This window comes from Flavobacterium jejuense (assembly GCF_006491595.2).
GTDB classification, from domain to species: domain Bacteria; phylum Bacteroidota; class Bacteroidia; order Flavobacteriales; family Flavobacteriaceae; genus Flavobacterium; species Flavobacterium jejuense.
Genome location: NZ_VEVQ02000011.1, coordinates 55,247 through 73,906 on the forward strand (window position 1 = coordinate 55,247; position 18,660 = coordinate 73,906).

The 18,660-nt window shown below is 30.0% G+C and carries 15 protein-coding genes; 14 read left to right on the forward strand and 1 reads right to left on the reverse strand.

The genetic code is table 11. The annotated features are described in order from the left end of the window. Positions 1–27 precede the first annotated feature (27 nt). Entirely contained in the window at positions 28–993 is a 966-nt protein-coding gene (locus FIA58_RS15620) for a succinylglutamate desuccinylase/aspartoacylase family protein (RefSeq protein WP_140963464.1), read from the reverse strand. Positions 994–1,066: 73 nt separating this feature from the next. Here FIA58_RS15620 and uvrC point away from each other — a divergent pair, with 73 nt between their 5' ends. From uvrC to FIA58_RS15690, 14 genes are all read left to right on the forward strand, one after another. After that, positions 1,067–2,863, forward strand: a complete 1,797-nt coding sequence (gene uvrC / locus FIA58_RS15625; protein ID WP_140963465.1) for an excinuclease ABC subunit UvrC — start codon at positions 1,067–1,069, stop codon at positions 2,861–2,863. A 7-nt stretch (positions 2,864–2,870) separates the two neighbouring features. After that, positions 2,871–5,081 carry a patatin-like phospholipase family protein gene (locus tag FIA58_RS15630; protein ID WP_140963467.1) on the forward strand — a complete coding sequence of 737 codons (2,211 nt, stop codon included), beginning with the start codon at positions 2,871–2,873 and terminating at the stop codon, positions 5,079–5,081. Between the two features lie 260 nt (positions 5,082–5,341). Beyond that, positions 5,342–6,502: a homogentisate 1,2-dioxygenase gene (locus tag FIA58_RS15635; RefSeq protein ID WP_140963469.1), complete on the forward strand. Its 1,161-nt coding sequence runs from the start codon at positions 5,342–5,344 to the stop codon at positions 6,500–6,502. 4 nt (positions 6,503–6,506) lie between these two features. Beyond that, complete coding sequence (locus tag FIA58_RS15640; protein ID WP_140963470.1) at positions 6,507–6,950, forward strand: CCC motif membrane protein; 444 nt, start codon at positions 6,507–6,509, stop codon at positions 6,948–6,950. A gap of 12 nt (positions 6,951–6,962) precedes the next feature. Continuing rightward, positions 6,963–8,123 carry a 4-hydroxyphenylpyruvate dioxygenase gene (gene hppD / locus FIA58_RS15645; RefSeq protein ID WP_140963472.1) on the forward strand — a complete coding sequence of 387 codons (1,161 nt, stop codon included), beginning with the start codon at positions 6,963–6,965 and terminating at the stop codon, positions 8,121–8,123. Positions 8,124–8,411: 288 nt separating this feature from the next. Then, positions 8,412–9,185 carry a DUF3108 domain-containing protein gene (locus FIA58_RS15650; protein ID WP_140963474.1) on the forward strand — a complete coding sequence of 258 codons (774 nt, stop codon included), beginning with the start codon at positions 8,412–8,414 and terminating at the stop codon, positions 9,183–9,185. After that, the gene (locus FIA58_RS15655) at positions 9,185–10,117 is read left to right on the forward strand and encodes a tryptophan 2,3-dioxygenase family protein (RefSeq protein ID WP_140963476.1); all 933 of its coding nucleotides are present in this window, start codon (positions 9,185–9,187) and stop codon (positions 10,115–10,117) included. Before FIA58_RS15650 ends, FIA58_RS15655 begins: the two co-directional genes overlap by 1 nt. A 20-nt stretch (positions 10,118–10,137) precedes the next feature. Then, positions 10,138–11,376, forward strand: coding sequence for a M23 family metallopeptidase (locus FIA58_RS15660; protein WP_243754689.1), 1,239 nt, complete (start codon positions 10,138–10,140; stop codon positions 11,374–11,376). After that, on the forward strand, positions 11,376–13,013 hold the full coding sequence (gene pgi / locus FIA58_RS15665; RefSeq protein ID WP_140963481.1) for a glucose-6-phosphate isomerase: 1,638 nt from the start codon (positions 11,376–11,378) through the stop codon (positions 13,011–13,013). Before FIA58_RS15660 ends, pgi begins: the two co-directional genes overlap by 1 nt. A gap of 290 nt (positions 13,014–13,303) precedes the next feature. Continuing rightward, positions 13,304–15,904: a TonB-dependent receptor gene (locus FIA58_RS15670; protein WP_140963484.1), complete on the forward strand. Its 2,601-nt coding sequence runs from the start codon at positions 13,304–13,306 to the stop codon at positions 15,902–15,904. 94 nt (positions 15,905–15,998) lie between these two features. Then, the gene (locus FIA58_RS15675) at positions 15,999–16,421 is read left to right on the forward strand and encodes a hypothetical protein (RefSeq protein WP_140963486.1); all 423 of its coding nucleotides are present in this window, start codon (positions 15,999–16,001) and stop codon (positions 16,419–16,421) included. Positions 16,422–16,576: 155 nt separating this feature from the next. After that, complete coding sequence (locus FIA58_RS15680; protein WP_243754690.1) at positions 16,577–16,933, forward strand: septal ring lytic transglycosylase RlpA family protein; 357 nt, start codon at positions 16,577–16,579, stop codon at positions 16,931–16,933. A 108-nt stretch (positions 16,934–17,041) separates the two neighbouring features. Continuing rightward, entirely contained in the window at positions 17,042–17,530 is a 489-nt protein-coding gene (locus tag FIA58_RS15685) for a GbsR/MarR family transcriptional regulator (protein WP_140963489.1), read from the forward strand. A 13-nt stretch (positions 17,531–17,543) separates the two neighbouring features. Then, positions 17,544–18,650: an efflux RND transporter periplasmic adaptor subunit gene (locus FIA58_RS15690; protein ID WP_140963491.1), complete on the forward strand. Its 1,107-nt coding sequence runs from the start codon at positions 17,544–17,546 to the stop codon at positions 18,648–18,650. Positions 18,651–18,660: the final 10 nt, after the last annotated feature.

The window sequence follows — 18,660 nt, forward strand, 5'->3', positions numbered from 1 at the left end:
TTTGAAAATCTAGAAACATGATAAATGTTAGCTTTCTAAATGTGTTGTGATATGAAAAACAGCATCTCCTTGATAAACAATAGGGGCATCATTTACATTTATGATATAGCCATCATTTGGAGCTTTTAGTTTGTGTTCTACTTTTCCATAAGGATCTGAAATTATAGCTAAAACGTCTCCTTTATTAACAAAGCTCCCTACTTTTATTAATCCGTGAAACATTCCAGAAAAATTAGCTCTAACCCAATTTGATTTTTCAATGTAAATAGTTTTCTCTGTGGCTGTTGTTGTTTCTTTTTTAGGATTCAACATATCTAAATGATATAAAAAACGTTTTACCCCATTAATTCCCTCAATTGTTATTGAATCATTTAAATCTAATGATTTTCCTCCTTCAAATAGTAACATTTTTACACCTAATTTTGTACAAGCATTTCTAAATGAGCCTGGAATATTTTTTGAGAATAAAGTAAAAGGAGCATTGAAAACGCTGGCTAATTTTTTTAATTCAGGATTATTAGGTACTATTCTGATTTGAGAAGCATTGAATCGACTAGCACCACCTGCATGAAAATCAACGGCATAATCTATATTTGGAATTATTTCACTAACTAAAAAATGAGCAAATCTGCTCGCTAATGATCCTGTTTTACTTCCTGGAAAGACACGATTTAAATCTCGTTTGTCTGGAAATTCTCTAGTTTGATTGATAAATCCAAAAATATTAATAATTGGAATACAAATTATAGTTCCTCGTTTAGGCTTGTTAATTTTTCTTCTAATAAGTTGTCTTATAATTTCTGTACCATTAATTTCATCACCATGTAAACAAGCACTAAACAAAACAGTTGGCCCATCAATCTTTGAGCGCTCAATAAAGATGGGAACTTTAAGTTTGTTCATCGTGTGTAGTTTTGCAATTTCTACTTCTATAGTTTTGCTTTCTCCAGGTAAAATACGTTCCCCTAATAAATAAATAGCCCTATCTTTCATTATTGTCTTAATAATTTGATAAAAGTAGTAATTTATGTGTGTAATTAATATTCCTATTTTGTAATTTTGTTTAATGCAAGCCTCACTCGAACTTCAAATACAATCCTTACCTGATAATCCAGGAGTCTATCAATATTTTGATAAAGACGATAAGATTTTATATGTTGGTAAAGCCAAAAACTTAAAAAAAAGGGTTTCGAGTTATTTTACCAAAAGTCACGATAATTATAAAACAAGTGTTTTAGTAAAAAAAATTGTTTCTATTAAGCATATTGTGGTAGCTTCAGAATCGGATGCTTTGTTGCTTGAGAATAATCTAATTAAGAAATTGCAACCTCGTTATAATATTCTTTTAAAGGATGATAAGAGTTATCCTTGGATTTGTATTAAAAATGAACCTTTTTCAAGAATTTTTCCTACTAGAAGAATGATAAAAGACGGTTCAGAATATTATGGACCGTATACAAATTTTAAGATTGTTAATACTATTTTAGAAATGATTAAGGAATTATATCCTTTACGAACTTGTAATTATGATTTATCACAAAGCAATATAAGATCAGAGAAATATAAAGTGTGTTTGGAATACCATATAGGGAATTGTAAAGGACCTTGTGAAGGATTGGAATCTTTAGCGGATTATCAAAAACAGGTAGAAGCTATTCGTCAAATTTTGAAAGGAAACTTTAAAGAGAGTTTAAAAGATTTCAAAAAGCAAATGTTAGAACTTGCTGAAGATATGCAATTTGAAGCGGCTCAAAAAGTCAAAGAAAAAATTGAAGTTTTAGAGAGTTATCAAGCAAAATCAACCGTTTTAAATCCAAAATTATCTAATATAGATGTGTTTTCAATAGTTTCAGACGAATCCATGGCTTATGTTAACTTTTTGCAAATTTCCCATGGTGCAATTGTTCGTTCGCATACTATGGAAATCAAAAAGAAATTAGAAGAAGCTGATGAAGAATTGTTAGAATTAGCAGTAGTAGAGTTAAGAGAACGATTTAAATTAAATTCTCGAGAAATTATTTTGCCTTTTCCATTAGCATTAGGTGAAAACCTTAAAATAACGGTTCCGCAATTAGGTGATAAAAGACAAATTTTAGATTTATCTATTCGTAACGCTAAGTACTATCGAATGGATCAATTAAAACAAATTAAAATTGTTGATCCAGATAGGCATACAAATAGAATTATGATTCAAATGAAGAAAGATTTACGACTTTCTGTTGAACCAAGACATATTGAATGTTTTGATAACTCGAATATTCAAGGAACAAATCCTGTAGCTGCTTGTGTGGTTTTTAAAGATGGCAAACCAAGTAAAAAGGATTACCGTAATTTTAATATTAAAACAGTTGAAGGTCCAGATGATTTTGCTTCGATGGAAGAAGTGGTATACAGAAGGTATAAGCGTTTACTAGATGAAAGCGAACCTTTACCGCAACTCATAATTATAGATGGAGGAAAAGGACAATTGTCTTCTGCTTTGAAGAGTTTAGATGCATTAGAATTAAGAGGTAAAATTGCTATAATTGGTATTGCAAAACGGTTAGAAGAACTTTATTATCCTGGAGATTCTGTACCTCTGTATTTAGATAAAAAATCAGAAACTTTAAAGATAATTCAGTTTTTAAGGAATGAAGCTCATCGTTTTGGCATTACGCATCATCGTGATAAAAGAAGTAAATCGGCTTTAACCAATAGTTTAGAATCAATTCCTGGAATTGGTGAGAAAACAATGATTAGTTTATTAAAACATTTCAAAAGTGTTAAAAGATTGCAAAATGCATCCGAAAAAGATATTTCAGAGGTAGTTGGTCTTTCAAAAGCCAAAAAAATTACCGACTTTTACAAGACTATTCAAGAATAGTTATATTATGAATAAAATACTACTTATATTAACTTTTTTCTTTCTTTCTTTCTTTAGTTTTGGACAGGATTCTATTATTCAAAAAAAGCCCAAAATAGGATTGGTTCTTAGCGGTGGTGGTGCAAAAGGATTAGCTCACATAGGCGTGCTTAAGATTATAGATTCATTAGGTATAAAAATTGATTATATTGGAGGAACTAGTATGGGAGCAATAATTGGTGGTTTGTATGCTTCTGGTTATTCTGGAAAAGAATTAGACTCTTTGTTTAAAGAAATTGATACTGACGCTCTTTTACAAGATTATACTCCTAGAAATTCCAAAACTTTTTATGAAAAACGAAATGATGAAATTTATGCTTTTTCACTTCCGTTTAATAATTTTAAAATAGAGTTACCAAAAGCACTTTCGAAAGGTCTTTATAATTATCATTTAATGTCAAAATTGACAAAGCACGTTTCCGATGTAAATGATTTTGATCAACTACCAATTCCTTTTTTGTGTATTGCTACTAATGTTGAGACAGGTGAAGAAGTGGTTTTGAATAAAGGAACATTGCCAAAATCATTATTAGCAAGTGGTGCTTTACCTACTTTGTATAATCCGGTAGAAATTGATGGTAAAATGTTAATTGATGGTGGTGTAGTGAATAATTATCCTGTAGAAGAGTTGCTAAAAAAAGGTGCTGATATTATTATTGGTGTTGATGTGCAAGACGGATTAAAAAAGCTATCTGAGATTAAAGGAGCAACAGGTATTTTATCTCAAGTAACTAATTATTCCATGATTGAAAAAATGGAAAAGAAAAGAGCTTTGACTACAATCTATATTAAGCCAAACATTAAGGGTTACACGGTAGTTTCTTTTGAAAAAGGTTCAGAAATTGTTATGAAAGGTGAAGAAGAGGCTAGAAAGCATTTAAGTGAGTTAATTCCATTAAAAAGCGATTATAAAAGACCTTTTGTTGAAAAACAGTTACTCAATGATATATATGTAAATGAATTAGAAATCAATAATTTAGATAAGTTTACTAGAGCGTATGTCGTTGGTAAATTAAAATTTAACAGTAATTCTAGAATCGAATACAGTGAAGTTGAGAAGGGTATAAATAATTTAAATGCTACACAAAATTTTGAATCTATTTTTTATTATTTTCAAAAAAATCGTGGAGGAGAAAGATTGGTTGTAGATGTAAGGGAAAGTAAAAAGAATACTTTTTTAAAATTAGGATTACATTATGATGGACTTTTAAAAAGTGCTCTGCTTTTAAACGTTACCAGAAAAAATTTATTTACAAAGAATGATGTTTTTTCATTAGATGTAGGTTTAGGAGATAATTTTAGATATAATTTGAATTATTATGTAGATAATGGTTTCTACGTGAGTTATGGTTTTAATTCAAAGTTTATTGGTTTAAACCGAAATTTACAAAATGATTTTTCAGGTAATTTATTACTAAATACTACTGGGTTATCATCTTTAAATATCGATTTTTCAGATTTTTCGAACCAAGCCTATATTCAAACTATTTTTGCTCAAAAATTTTCAATTGGAGCAGGGATTGAATTAAAACATTTAAAAATTGAATCAAAAACAGTAATCCAAAATATAGATCCTATAATAGATAATAGTGATTATTTTTCGCTTTTTGGGTTCCTAAAATACGATTCTTTTGATAATAAATATTTTCCTAAAAAAGGATGGTATTTTATAGGAGATTTAAAGCCAATATTATATTCTTCTGATAAAATGAATAATTTTGAAAGGTTTACTATTGCAAAAGCAGATGGAGCAATTGCATTTACAATAAATAAAAAATTTACTTTTAAAATACAATCTGAAGGAGGTTTTTCAATAGGTGAGAATAGAGTACCTTACTTAGATTTCGCATTAGGGGGCTTTGGTTATACTCAAATAAATAATTTAAGACCATTTTTAGGGTATGACTTTGTTTCTTTAAGTGGTAATAGTTATGTTAAAGGTAGTTTGGTTCTAGATTATGAGGTTTTCAAGAAAAACCATCTGAATTTCACTGCCAATTATGCTAATATAGGTGATAATATTTTTGATGATGGTACATGGATAAAGAAACCAGCGTATAGTGGTTATGGTTTAGGTTATGGTATAGAGTCTTTAATTGGACCTATAGAAATAAAACATTCTTGGTCACCAGAAACTAGAGATCACCATACTTGGTTTAGTATAGGTTTTATATTTTAATTTTTTTCACGATATTTGTATAAATGAAATCGCTATGATAAAATGTTTTTTATTAGAAAAACGCCTATCAGATAAAGTGATACCATGTGACTTATAAAAAACAATAATAAATTTCTTCACATGAAAAGCTGGGAAAATTTGCCTATTCTTTTAAAATTCCTCATCAAGAGAAATCCTGAGTGAGTTGCTTTGTTATGGTTATATATAAAGTGTGAAAACAACTTTAAATTTTTAAATGTTCAACTTTAAACTAAAAACAAATGCCAATATATCATAAACTTGGAAATGTTCCCCCTAAAAGACATACTCAATTTCGTAAAGAAAATGGGGATTTGTACTACGAGCAATTGTTTGGTACTATAGGATTTGATGGTATGTCTACTAATATGTATCATGAGCATCGTCCTACACAGGTAAAGGAAATAAAAAAACAATATAGTGTAGCTCCAAAAATAGCTAAAGCTAATAATATTCAATCTTACAGATTAAGAGGGTTTCAAGTAACTCCTCAAGAGGATTACTTGGAGAGTAGAAAAATCGTTTTAACAAATTCAGATTGTCACATTGTTTTAGCTGCTCCTAGAAAATCAACTTCTGATTATTTTTATAAAAATACGGATTCAGATGAAGTCTTGTTCATTCATAAAGGAACTGGTAAGTTAAGAACCATGCTAGGAAATTTAGATTTCAAGTATGGGGATTATTTAGTTATTCCAAGAGGAATGATTTATAAAATTGATTTTGATACAGAAGATAATCGTTTATTTATAGTAGAATCAAGAAGACCAATTTATACTCCAAAGCGCTATAGAAATTGGTTTGGACAACTTTTAGAACATGCTCCATTTTGTGAAAGAGATATTCGCAGACCTTTAGAGCTAGAAACACATGATGAAAAAGGAGATTTTGTTATCAAAGTAAAGAAGAAAGATGAAATCTTTGATATGGTATACGCAACACATCCGTTTGATGTAGTAGGATATGACGGTTATAATTATCCATATGCATTTTCAATTCACGATTTTGAGCCTATTACAGGTAGAATTCATCAACCACCACCAGTACATCAAACATTTGAAACAGATGCATTTGTAATTTGTTCATTTGTGCCAAGATTATACGATTATCACCCTTTAGCTGTTCCAGCTCCATATAACCATAGTAATATTGATAGTGATGAAGTTTTGTATTATGTTGATGGAGATTTTATGAGTCGAAATGATATAGAAGCAGGTCATATATCATTGCATCCAGCAGGAATTCCTCATGGGCCACATCCAGGTGCTGTTGAGAGAAGTATTGGAAAAACAGAAACAGAAGAATTAGCAGTAATGGTAGATACTTTTAAACCTTTGATGGTTACAGAAGAAGCTATGAAAATTGCTGATGAATCTTATTATCAATCTTGGTTAGAAAAATAGTTAAATGAATTATAATAAATTACCGGCAGATCCTAATGCTTTAATATTAGGTATTGTTTCATTAGTAGTTGGATTTGTTGGTTGTTGTTGTTATGGTCTTTTTGCTTTTATTCCTATAGCATTGAGTATTGTAGGTTTGGTAATGGCAAATAAAAGTTTAAAAGAATTTGACCAAAATCAACCGGCATATTCTCCACAAAGTAGAAACAATGTGGTGATAGCAAAAGCATTGAATATAATTTCAATAGTTATAAATAGTATTATTTTTATATTCGTTGTAATAGTTTTTATTGTTTATAGAACATTAATTTCTCAGGATGTTTTTAAAAAATATAAGAATATACAAGAAATAGAGCAATATGAATTTGAGGCAGATAGTATTTACAACGATTTTGAATCATTTGAAGAAATTGATTCTAACGAAATAGACACAACTCGTATTAAATAAATAATTAAAATCATGTCAAAAGAAATAAAATCAGTAAACTACGGTTTAGAAAAAATATTTGAAGGAGCTCAAGATTTCCTTCCATTGTTAGGAACAGATTATGTAGAATTTTATGTAGGAAATGCAAAACAAGCTGCTCATTTTTATAAAACAGCCTTTGGATTTCAATCATTAGCTTATAGAGGTTTGGAAACAGGATCAAAAGACTCTGTAAGTTATGTACTAAAACAAGATAAAATTAGATTAGTATTAACAACACCATTAAACAGCAAGTCACCTATTAATGATCATATAGTTAAACATGGCGATGGCGTTAAAGTAGTTGCTCTTTGGGTTGAAGATGCGAGAAGCGCTTATGAAGAAACTACAAAACGTGGGGCGAAATCTTATATGGAACCAGTTGTTGAAAAAGATGAGTTTGGTGAAGTGGTTCGATCAGGAATTTATACTTATGGAGAGACAGTTCATATGTTTGTAGAACGAAAAAATTATTCAGGTACCTTTATGCCAGGATTTAGAGAATGGAAATCAGATTATAACCCAGAACCAACAGGGCTTAAATATATTGACCATATGGTTGGAAATGTAGGTTGGGGACAAATGAATACATGGGTAAAATGGTATGAAGATGTAATGGGATTTGAAAATTTCCTTTCGTTCGACGACAAACAAATTCATACAGAATATTCTGCTTTAATGAGTAAAGTTATGAGTAATGGAAATGGAAGAGTAAAATTTCCTATTAACGAACCTGCAAAAGGAAATAAACGCTCACAAATTGAAGAATATCTGGATTTTTACGAAGATGCAGGTGTGCAACATATTGCTGTAGCAACAGACGATATTATAAAAACGGTTTCTGCTTTAAAGGCAAGAGGTGTTGAATTTTTACCACCACCACCACAAGCTTATTATGATGATATTCCAAATAGACTTGGAGTTCATAGAGATATGATGAAAGAAGATATAGCTGAGCTTCAAAAACTTTCAATTATGGTTGATGCTGATGAAGAGGGGTATTTGTTGCAAATTTTCACTAAGCCAGTTGAAGATAGACCTACACTTTTCTTTGAGATTATTCAACGAATGGGAGCAAAAGGCTTCGGTGCGGGTAATTTTAAAGCCCTTTTTGAGTCCATTGAAAGAGAGCAAGCATTGCGAGGTACGTTATAAATTGATAAAAAAATTAAATATTCTTAAAATTCAGTATTAAATATTAAAAAATATTCTGTTAAAAGAGTTAAATTTGATATTTTGATGAATAATCCTCAAAAAACTATATACATTTGCACTCGCAAAAAAGGAAATGATTTTTATCTCCGATTTTGCTAGTAAGTTTTCATAATTTATAGTTTTTGGTTGGTTAATAGCATAAAAACTCAGTCATTAATTTTGACTGGGTTTTTTTGTTTCTTATTTTTGGAACAGAAATTGCATTCTTTTATAAAAAAGATATAAATTATGAAAAAATATATAATATTACTTTTAGTTTTTATAGCAACGAATTCTTTCGTTCAAAAAGAAGATGCATACACTACAGGAGAATGGTTCAAACTTCGAATACACTATGGTTTAGTAAATGCAGGATATGCAACTCTTGAAATAAAGGAGGCAACCAGAAATAATCAGAAAGTACATCATGTTCAAGGGAAAGGCTGGACTACAGGTATGACAAAATTATTTTTTGAAGTTAAAGATGATTACCAAAGTTTTTTTGATAAAAATACAGGTAAACCATATCAATTTTTAAGGAAAATAGATGAAGGTGGTTATACCAAATACCAAGAAGGTTTTTTTGATCAAAATAATAATACTGTTAGGGTAAAAGACTATAAAGGAAACACAGAAAATACTTATTCTGTTCCAGAAAATGTTCAAGATATTGTTTCTTCATTTTATTATTTAAGAAATCACCCTAAGATAGACACCTTGAATGAAGGAGAGTCAATAGCTATTGATATGTTTTTTGATAATGAAACTACAAAGTTTAAGTTAAAATATATTGGTAAAGAAGATATAAAAACTAAATTTGGAAAAATTTCTTGTAAAGTTTTCAGACCTTACGTTCAAGCAGGTAGAGTTTTTAAAGAAGAAGAAAGTTTAACTGTTTGGATTTCAGATGATGACAATAAAATTCCAATAAGAATTAAAGCGAGTTTAGCTGTTGGATCACTAAAGGCTGATTTAGATGCTTTTAAAGGATTAAAGCACTCTTTTAAAGTAAAAATTGACTAATGGAAGTAACACCAGAATTACAACATCAATTAAAAAAAATTGATGAAAAGTATAAAAGCATTAACCAAAACACAGAAACACATCTTGAAGGACTATTGTGGTCTAAACCCATTACTTATTGGGATTATATTCAAACAGATGCCTTGTTAAATTTACAAATTCAAAGAACAACATTACCAGATGAAATGGTTTTTATTATGTATCATCAGGTTAATGAATTATTGTTCAAAATGATACTTTGGGAAATAGAGCAATTGGCACATACTGAAAAGCCTACAACTGATTATTTTACAGATAAATTAGGTAGAATTAGTCGTTATTTTGATATGTTGACCACATCTTTTACCATCATGACTGATGGAATGGAACCAGAGCAATACTTAAAATTTAGAAATACGCTTACACCAGCCAGTGGGTTCCAAAGCGCTCAATATCGATTAATAGAATTTGCTACTACAGATTTAATTAACCTAATAGATTATAGGTTTAGAGCAACGATAGATAGAAATACACCTTATGGGCATGCTTTTGATCATTTGTATTGGCAAGCGGCAGGCAAAGATTATAAAACAGGTGAGAAAACATTTCTATTACAAGAGTTTGAGAGAAAGTATAAAAAAGTATTTTTAGATTTTATGGAAGAATACAACACTATAAATCTTTGGAGAAAATACAAACAATTACCACAAGAAGATCAAAATAATGAAGTATTAGTTCAAGCTATGCGACATTTAGACAAAACAATAAATATTACATGGGTAATGGGGCATTTCAATGCAGCAAAAAAATATATTGAAAGCGTACCAGGTAATCATGAAGCTACTGGTGGAAGTGATTGGAAAAAATACATGTTGCCTAAATACCAAAAAAGAATCTTCTTCCCTGAGTTATGGACAAAAGAAGAAATAGAGAATTGGGGAGAAAATATTTAAAATTTTTAAAAACTAAAATCTTGAGATACTTATCATTATTACTACTATTATTTACCATTGTTATTTCTTGTGATAAAAAAGAAGAAAAAAAAGGAGTGCCCCAAAAAAATGAAAAGAAAGAACCAATTATAAAAGAATTTGGGTTTATTTTTAATGACTATGAAGTAATTAGAGATACAATAAAGTCAGGTGATAATTTAGGTTTGATATTTGATAAATATAAATTACCAGATAGTTTAAGAACCTATGATGTTGTAGAAAAAGTAAAAGATTCTTTCAATCCTAGAATGATAAAAATAGGGAAACCATATCTACTTTTTTTAGATAAAAAAGACCCTAAAGAGCTAAAGGCTTTGGTTTATGTAAAAAACAAAATAGATTATGCGGTTATCGATTTTAGAGACTCTATACAGGTTATAAATAAGAAAAAAGCAACGTCTTTAAAAAGAAGAACTATTGCTGCTGAAATTGAAGGTTCTTTTTCAGAAACTCTAGCGAATGAAGGTGCAAGTCCAGCTTTGGCCTCAAGGTTAGCAAAAGTATATGAATATTCTATCGATTTTTTTAAAATTCAAAAGGGAGATAAGTTCTGTGCTACTATTTACGAACGTTATATAGAAGACACTATTTATGCTGGTGTGGAAAGAGTAGAAGCTACTTATTTCAAACATAGAGGTAAGGATTTTTATGCTTTTCCATACAAGCTAAAAGCAGAACAAGCTATTCCAGATTACTATGATGAGGATGGGAATGGATTGAAAACGATGTTTTTGAAAGCACCATTAGATTATTTTAGAATTTCTTCTAGATTCTCAGGAAGACGTTTTCACCCAGTTCAAAAAAGATGGAAAGCGCATAGTGGTACAGATTACGCTGCAGCTACTGGAACACCTATAAAAGCTACGGCAGCTGGTGTTGTGGAAAGAGCTGGTTATACCTCTGGAAATGGAAATTATGTTAAAATAAGACATAACGGAACATACTCTACACAATACCTTCACATGTCTAAAATCTTAGTTAAAAAAGGACAATATGTCTCCCAAGGACAAGTAATAGGTAAAGTAGGAAGTACAGGTTTAGCAACAGGACCACATGTATGCTATCGTTTTTGGAAAAATGGAGTACAAGTAGATCCACTTCGTTTAATACTTCCAAGCGCTGAACCAATGAAAGAAAAAGATAAAGGACAATATTTAAAACATATCGAACCTTTAAAAAGAGAATTAGATAGTGTAATGACTAATAAATTTAAAGAATAATGACTTTAGATACAACAAATCCATCTGGAACAGTAGCTTGGCAAAAATTGAGAACTCATTTTGAAAAAATGGAAAATGTTTCTATTAAAGAAATGTTTTCAAATGATGCAAGTAGAGTTGAAAAATTCAATATTGAATGGCAGGATTTTATTTTAGATTATTCTAAAAATAAAGTTTCTGAAGAAACTGTCGCATTATTACTTGAACTGGCAGAAGAAGTTGAATTAAAAGGAGCTATTGATGCTTATTTTTCTGGACAAGCTATTAATCAAACAGAGGACAGAGCTGTTTTACATACGGCTCTAAGAGCAAAAGAGAATGATGTTGTTCTAGTGGAAGGGGTAAATGTTGTTCCAGAAATTTATAAAGTTAAAAAAGATATTCAGTCTTTTACTAATGAAATAGTTAATGGTGTTAGAAAAGGATTTACCAATAAAGCCTTTACAGATGTAGTTAATATTGGTATAGGTGGCTCCGATTTAGGCCCAGCAATGGTTGTAGAAGCTTTACAATACTACAAAAACCATTTGAATGTTCATTTTGTGTCCAATGTAGATGGAGATCATGTGAATGAAGTAATAAAAAAACTCAATCCAGAAACAACTCTTTTCGTAATTGTTTCTAAAACATTCACTACTCAAGAAACACTATCTAATGCAGAAACAATTCGTGAGTGGTTTTTACAATCGGCAAAAAAAGAAGATGTAGCCAAGCATTTTGTAGCAGTTTCTACTAATATTAAAAAGGTAACTGAATTTGGAATAGCAGAAGTTAATATTTTTCCTATGTGGGATTGGGTTGGAGGACGTTTTTCTTTATGGAGTGCAGTTGGTTTAAGCATTAGTTTGGTAGTCGGATTTGATAATTTCAATAAATTATTAAAAGGAGCCAATGAAATGGATGTGCATTTTAAAGAAACAGCCTTCAATAAAAATATTCCAGTAATTTTAGCTTTGTTAAGTATTTGGTATAATAACTTTTATGGAGCAGAAACGGAAGCTTTAATTCCTTATACCCAATATTTACAAAAATTAGCTCCTTATTTGCAGCAAGGAATTATGGAAAGCAATGGTAAAAGCGTAGGTAGAGATGGAAATACGGTAAATTACCAAACAGGGACTATTATTTGGGGAGAACCAGGAACTAATTCTCAACATGCTTTTTTTCAATTAATCCATCAAGGAACCAAATTAATTCCAACTGATTTTATTGGATTTAAAAAATCGCTTTATGGAAATAAAGATCATCATGATAAATTGATGTCTAATTTTTTTGCACAAACAGAAGCTTTGCTAATGGGTAAAAATGAAAGCCAAGTGAAATCCGAATTTGAAAAAGCAGGATTAACTTCAGAAAAGGCAGATTTTTTATTGCCTTTCAAAGTATTTGAAGGAAATAAACCAACAAATACCTTATTAATTGAAAAGTTAACTCCAGAAACTTTAGGGGCTTTAGTAGCAATTTACGAGCATAAAATATTCGTGCAAGGAGTAATTTGGAATATCTTTAGTTATGATCAATGGGGTGTAGAATTAGGAAAGCAATTGGCTAATTCTATTTTAACAGAGATAAATTCAGGTGAAGTTAAAGATCATGATAGTTCTACTAGTTTTCTGTTAAGAGAATATTTAAAATAGAAAGTACTAGTTGAAAATTTATTTCAGCTTTAAATGGGTGTTTTAAAGAGTATTTTATATTTAATAAGCTTTAAAAATGACTTTTTGTTTGCTATTTGTATTAAAAAAAACATAAATCATTAAATAATTTTCTTTTTTAAGTTTTATTTATGTGGTTATTCGTAAATAAAATAATAAAAAATAAAACTTCTCCAATAAAGTCAATTAAAGTCAATGAATTTGCAATGTTAACATTCACTTAACATTTAACTTAAAAGGTTGTGCGAATTTTGCAAAAAAATTAACAACAAATGAGAGTTTTTAAACAATTAATGATTTTAGGGTTATTTTTAATAACAACCCAAGCCATTTTTTCTCAATCTAAAATAACTGGAATGGTTATAGATGGAGACTTTAACGATCCGTTACCTGGCGCAAATGTATTTGTAAAAGGGACAAAAGATGGAGCAACAACTGGTTTCGATGGTAAATTTGAATTTACTACAAGTCTAGCTTCTGGTGAAATAGTAGTTTCTTATTTAGGTTTTAAATCGGTTGTAATTCCTTTTACAGGATCTACTAATTTAGGGAATGTTAGTTTGAAATCTGATGAAAATCAATTAGAAGGTGTAGTTGTAGTTGGTTCTGGAATCATTGACTTAGCTAGTGATAGAAAAACACCTATTGCAGTTTCAACAATCAAAGCTATTGAGATCCAAGAAAAAGTAGGTACATCAGATATTACACAGGCTATGGTGAATACTCCATCTGTATATGTTGCTGATCAATCTAGAGGATATGGGGACTCTAACATTAGAGTACGTGGATTTGAACAAGATAATACTGCTGTTTTAATAAATGGACAACCAGTTAATGGAATGGAAGACGGATTAGTGTATTGGTCAAACTGGTCAGGATTGACTGATATTGCTAATGGAATACAAATTCAAAGAGGTTTAGGTTCATCAAAATTAGCAATTTCTTCTGTAGGAGGAACAATTAATATTGTTACCAAAGCTACTGACAAAAAAGAAGGTGGTTTTGCTTCATTAGGAGTAGCTAATAATAGTTATTTTAAAACATTAGCAGGTTACAATACAGGAATGAATGAAAAAGGTTGGGGAATGAGTATTATGATGTCTCACTGGCAAGGTGAAGGATATACTATGGGTACTCAAGGTCGTGGTCAAAATTATTTTATTTCGGTAGGATATAAGCCTAGTGATAAACATAATTTTAATTTCTTATTGACTGGTGCTCCGCAATACCACAATCAAAGTTATTCGCAAAGAATTAGTACATATTTAGATAAGGGAAGAAAATATAATAACAACTGGGGTACTTTAGACGGTAAGTTTAAAAGTGAAGTAGGTAACTATTACCACAAACCAGTTGCAAATTTAAACTGGGATTATACAATTTCTGATAATTCAAATTTATCAACAGTACTTTATGCTTCTTGGGGAAGAGGTGGAAGTGTTGGAAGTGTTGGTTCTAGAGTAAGAAGACCTGATGGTCAAATTGATTTTGATCAAATTTATGCAAATAATGTAGCTAGTGCTACAGGAAGATCAACTTATGCTTTAAGAAATTCAGTAAACAGTCATGAATGGTATGGTTTAATTACAAACTTTGAAACTAAATTTACTGATGAACTTACTTTTAATGCTGGTTTTGATCTTAGAACATACAAAGGAACACACTTTAGACAAATAACTGATTTGTTAGGAGCAGATTATTTTTTAGATAATGGTAATGTTAATATTCCTAATAACCAAATATCTGCAACTTATGATTCAAATCCATGGAGTGCATTATTTAATTATGCTGATGAAGGAGAAAGATATGCATGGGATTATGATGAGAGAATTACTTACGGAGGTGTTTTTTCTCAAATAGAATATTCAAATGATAAATTTTCAGCTTTCTTCCAAGGAGCGTTGTCAAATCAATCTCATGTAAGATGGGATAGATACCAATACTTGCCAGAAAATGAAAAATCTAAAGGTGTAGACAATATTGGTTATAATGCTAAAGGAGGAATGTCTTATAATGTTAATGAAAATAATTCGGTTTATGGAAATGCAGGTTATTATTCTCGTCAACCTTATCATGATAATATTTATTTAAATTTTGGAAATGATGTAAATCCTTTAACTGAAAACGAAAAGATTTTAGGTCTTGAATTAGGGTATAGTTTTAATTCTTCTTACTTTTCTGCTAATTTAAATGCTTATAGAACATCTTGGAAAGATAGAGTTACTTCAAGCTCTACAACTGCTACAGCTGGTCAAGTTGTTGGTACTACTGTATTGAATGATGGTGATATTATTTACACAACAAATCAAGGTGTTGAACAATTACATTCAGGTGTTGAGTTAGACTTCACAGCTAGACCAATTAAAAAACTTAATTTAAGAGGTTTTGCATCTATTGGTGATTGGCAATATAAAGGAGATGTAGTAACAGTAAAAAGAGATCAAGACAGAAATGTACTTGAGGAAACTAAAGAAGATGTAGATGGAGGTGAAGTAGGTGGAGCAGCTCAAACTTCTTGGGGATTAGGAGTTAAATATGAAATTTTTACTCGTTTTAATATCGATGCAGATTGGAGAAATTATAATAAATTATATTCAGATGTTGGTGCTGTTAAAGAAAATTTAGAATTACCAGAATATGATTTAGTTGATGCAGGTATTTCTTATAAAATGTTGGTTGGTAAAGATGATGTAAATTCAGTTTCTTTCAGATTGAATGTAAATAACGTTTTTGGTCAAGTTTATTTAGCAAGTCTTTCTACTACTAATCAAGCAGTAGATGGAGACGAAACATTTAAAGGAATCAACGTTACTAATACTGGATATTTCGGTTTAGGTAGAACATGGAATTTTTCAATTAGATATAATTTCTAATATAAAATAGATTAAATTTTAAACCGCTTAACATTTTTGTTAAGCGGTTTTTTTTATTTAGTATCTTTGTTTGGTAACATTTAAATAAACAACTATGTATTCAGCATTACAATCAGCACATTCTATTTTTGCTTATATCGTATTAGCAGTTTTATTTTTAGCATCAGTAAATGCCATTATGGGTATAGTTTCAAAAAAGATATTTACAGATAAAGATTTACGGATTTCTTTATTTGCTTTGATCTTGTCGCATATGCAACTGCTTCTTGGTTTAATCTTGTATTTTGTTTCTCCCTTAGGTTCTGCATCACTAGGAAATATGAATAAAGTTTTTAGATTAACTTCGTTAGAACATCCGTTAATTAATATTATTGCCTTAGCTTTAATTACAATCGGATGGTCTAAACATAAAAAAGAAGAAAGTAATAATGGAAAATTTAAAAAAATAGCCTTGTTTTACTCGATTGGATTGTTGTTAATTTTATCAAGAATACCTTGGTCTAGTTGGATGAGTTAAAAAAATTAATACAGAAGAATATAAAAATTTATAGCATAACAATATTATTTCTATTTCTTCTTATATGCATAAGTAGTTTTACTTGTAAACAAGAGAAACCGTTTTCAAGTAAAACTATTTTTTTAGATAGTATTCTTACTAAAGACACTGTTTTATTGGATTCTGTCATTATGGATTCGGTTTTTTTAGAAGTGTCTTCTAAAACCCTTCCTATTTATAAAGAAAAAGCTCATGCTTCCTATTATCATGATAGATTTAATGGAAAAAGAACAGCTAGTGGAGTTACTTTTGATAATGATGAATTTACTGCAGCTCACAAAAAGATACCATTTGGAACCAAGGTAAAAGTTACCAATATTGCCAATAATAAATGGGTGGTAGTTACAATAACGGATAGAGGTCCTTATTCTAAAGGAAGAGAAATTGACTTGTCAAAAGCCGCTTTTAAAAGTATTGCCCGAAATAAAGATGTTGGTGTCATGATAGTAAACCTTCAAATTATTAAAGAATAGAAATCAGCAAATGCTGATTTTTTTTGCTTTAAACTTTTAACAAAAAATTAAGTTCGTTTAGTTCGGTAATTAGCGAACCTGAATTATCTTTGCCAAAATTATTTTACAATGCAGGAAGAAAAACAGGAAATAATAGAATTGTTTGGAATTCATTTTGAACAATTATATAATATCCCTCCATTAGCCTCAAGGATTTTAGGAACATTAATCATAGATGGTTGTAAATCTGGATTGACCTTTGAAGATTTAGTTGAAAAAATGCAAGCGAGTAAAAGTTCCATTTCAACGAATTTAAATTTGTTGCTAAAAATGGAAAAAATTAATTATTTCACTATTGTAGGTGATAGAAAAAAATATTTTAAAGCAGCTCCTTTAAGTCAAAGATTGAATAATTATTTAACATTGGTGCATCATGAAAAAATACTAATCGATAAAATAATTGATTATAGAGAGAAATACGTTTCTTGTTCACAAGAGCAAATAAACTTACAAAATAGTTATGCTTACAAAGAACACATGGAAAAAGCGGAACAACTTTTAATGAGCACTATAGAGAAATTCAAACAAATAGAAATCACAAATCAATCCAATAAATAAAACTTTCCTTCCAATGAATAAAAAATATTTCACAACCCTTTTTACTATATCACTACTCATTTTGTCATGTAAAAATAAGGATGATTCTAAAGTAGCTCCACCTGTTTCATCATATAAAGTGGTTCAAGTTTCTAAAGATAATACAACATTAATTGCAGAATATCCAACTAAGTTAGAAGGAATCACAGATATTGACATTCGTCCAAAAGTAGATGGATATATTGAAAAAATTTATGTGGATGAAGGCCAAGAAGTAAAAAAAGGACAAATTCTTTTTAAATTAGAAACACAAACAGCTACTCAAGATGCAGCTGCTGCAAAAGCAAAAGTGGATGCCGCACAAGTTGAAGTTAATCGTTTAAAACCTCTTGTAGATCGAAAAATAATAAGTGATGTACAATTAGAAACTGCTAAAGCTAATTTAGCCAATGCAAAAAGTACTTATCAAGGAATAATTGCTAGAATAAATTATGCTACAATTAAAAGTCCGGTAAATGGAATTGTGGGAACTTTACCTTTAAGAATTGGAAGCTATGTAAGTAGTCAAACCGTACAGCCCTTAACTAGAATTTCTGACATTAGCAAAGTTTACGCTTATTTTTCAATTAATGAAAAAGAACAATTAGACATCATGATGAATGCTGAAGGAGAAACATTTCAAGATAAAATTGGTAACATGCCTCCAGTGAATTTAGTTTTAAGTAATGGTGTTGTCTATCAGGAAACAGGAAAAATAGAAACTTTTAGCGGTCAGGCCAATACACAAACAGGTTCGTTCAATGTGAGAGCTAGTTTCCCAAATCCAAATCGATTACTACGATCTGGTGCAAGTGGAACAATTCAAATTCCTACTAATTTAAAAGAGGTCATTTTAATTCCACAAAATGCAACAGTAGAATTACAAGACAAACGAATTGCTCTAATTGTAGACAAGGAAAACAAGGTGAAATTTGTTCCTATTGAAGTTCGTGCTGTTTCTGGTGGAAAATACTTCGTAGTAGATAAAGGATTAACTATAAATGACAAATTCTTAGTGGAAGGTGTTGGAATTGTAACAGAAGGTACACCAATTAAGCCAGAAGTTATCAATTTAAAAGAACTAGATAATCCTAAAAAATAATAGACAAACT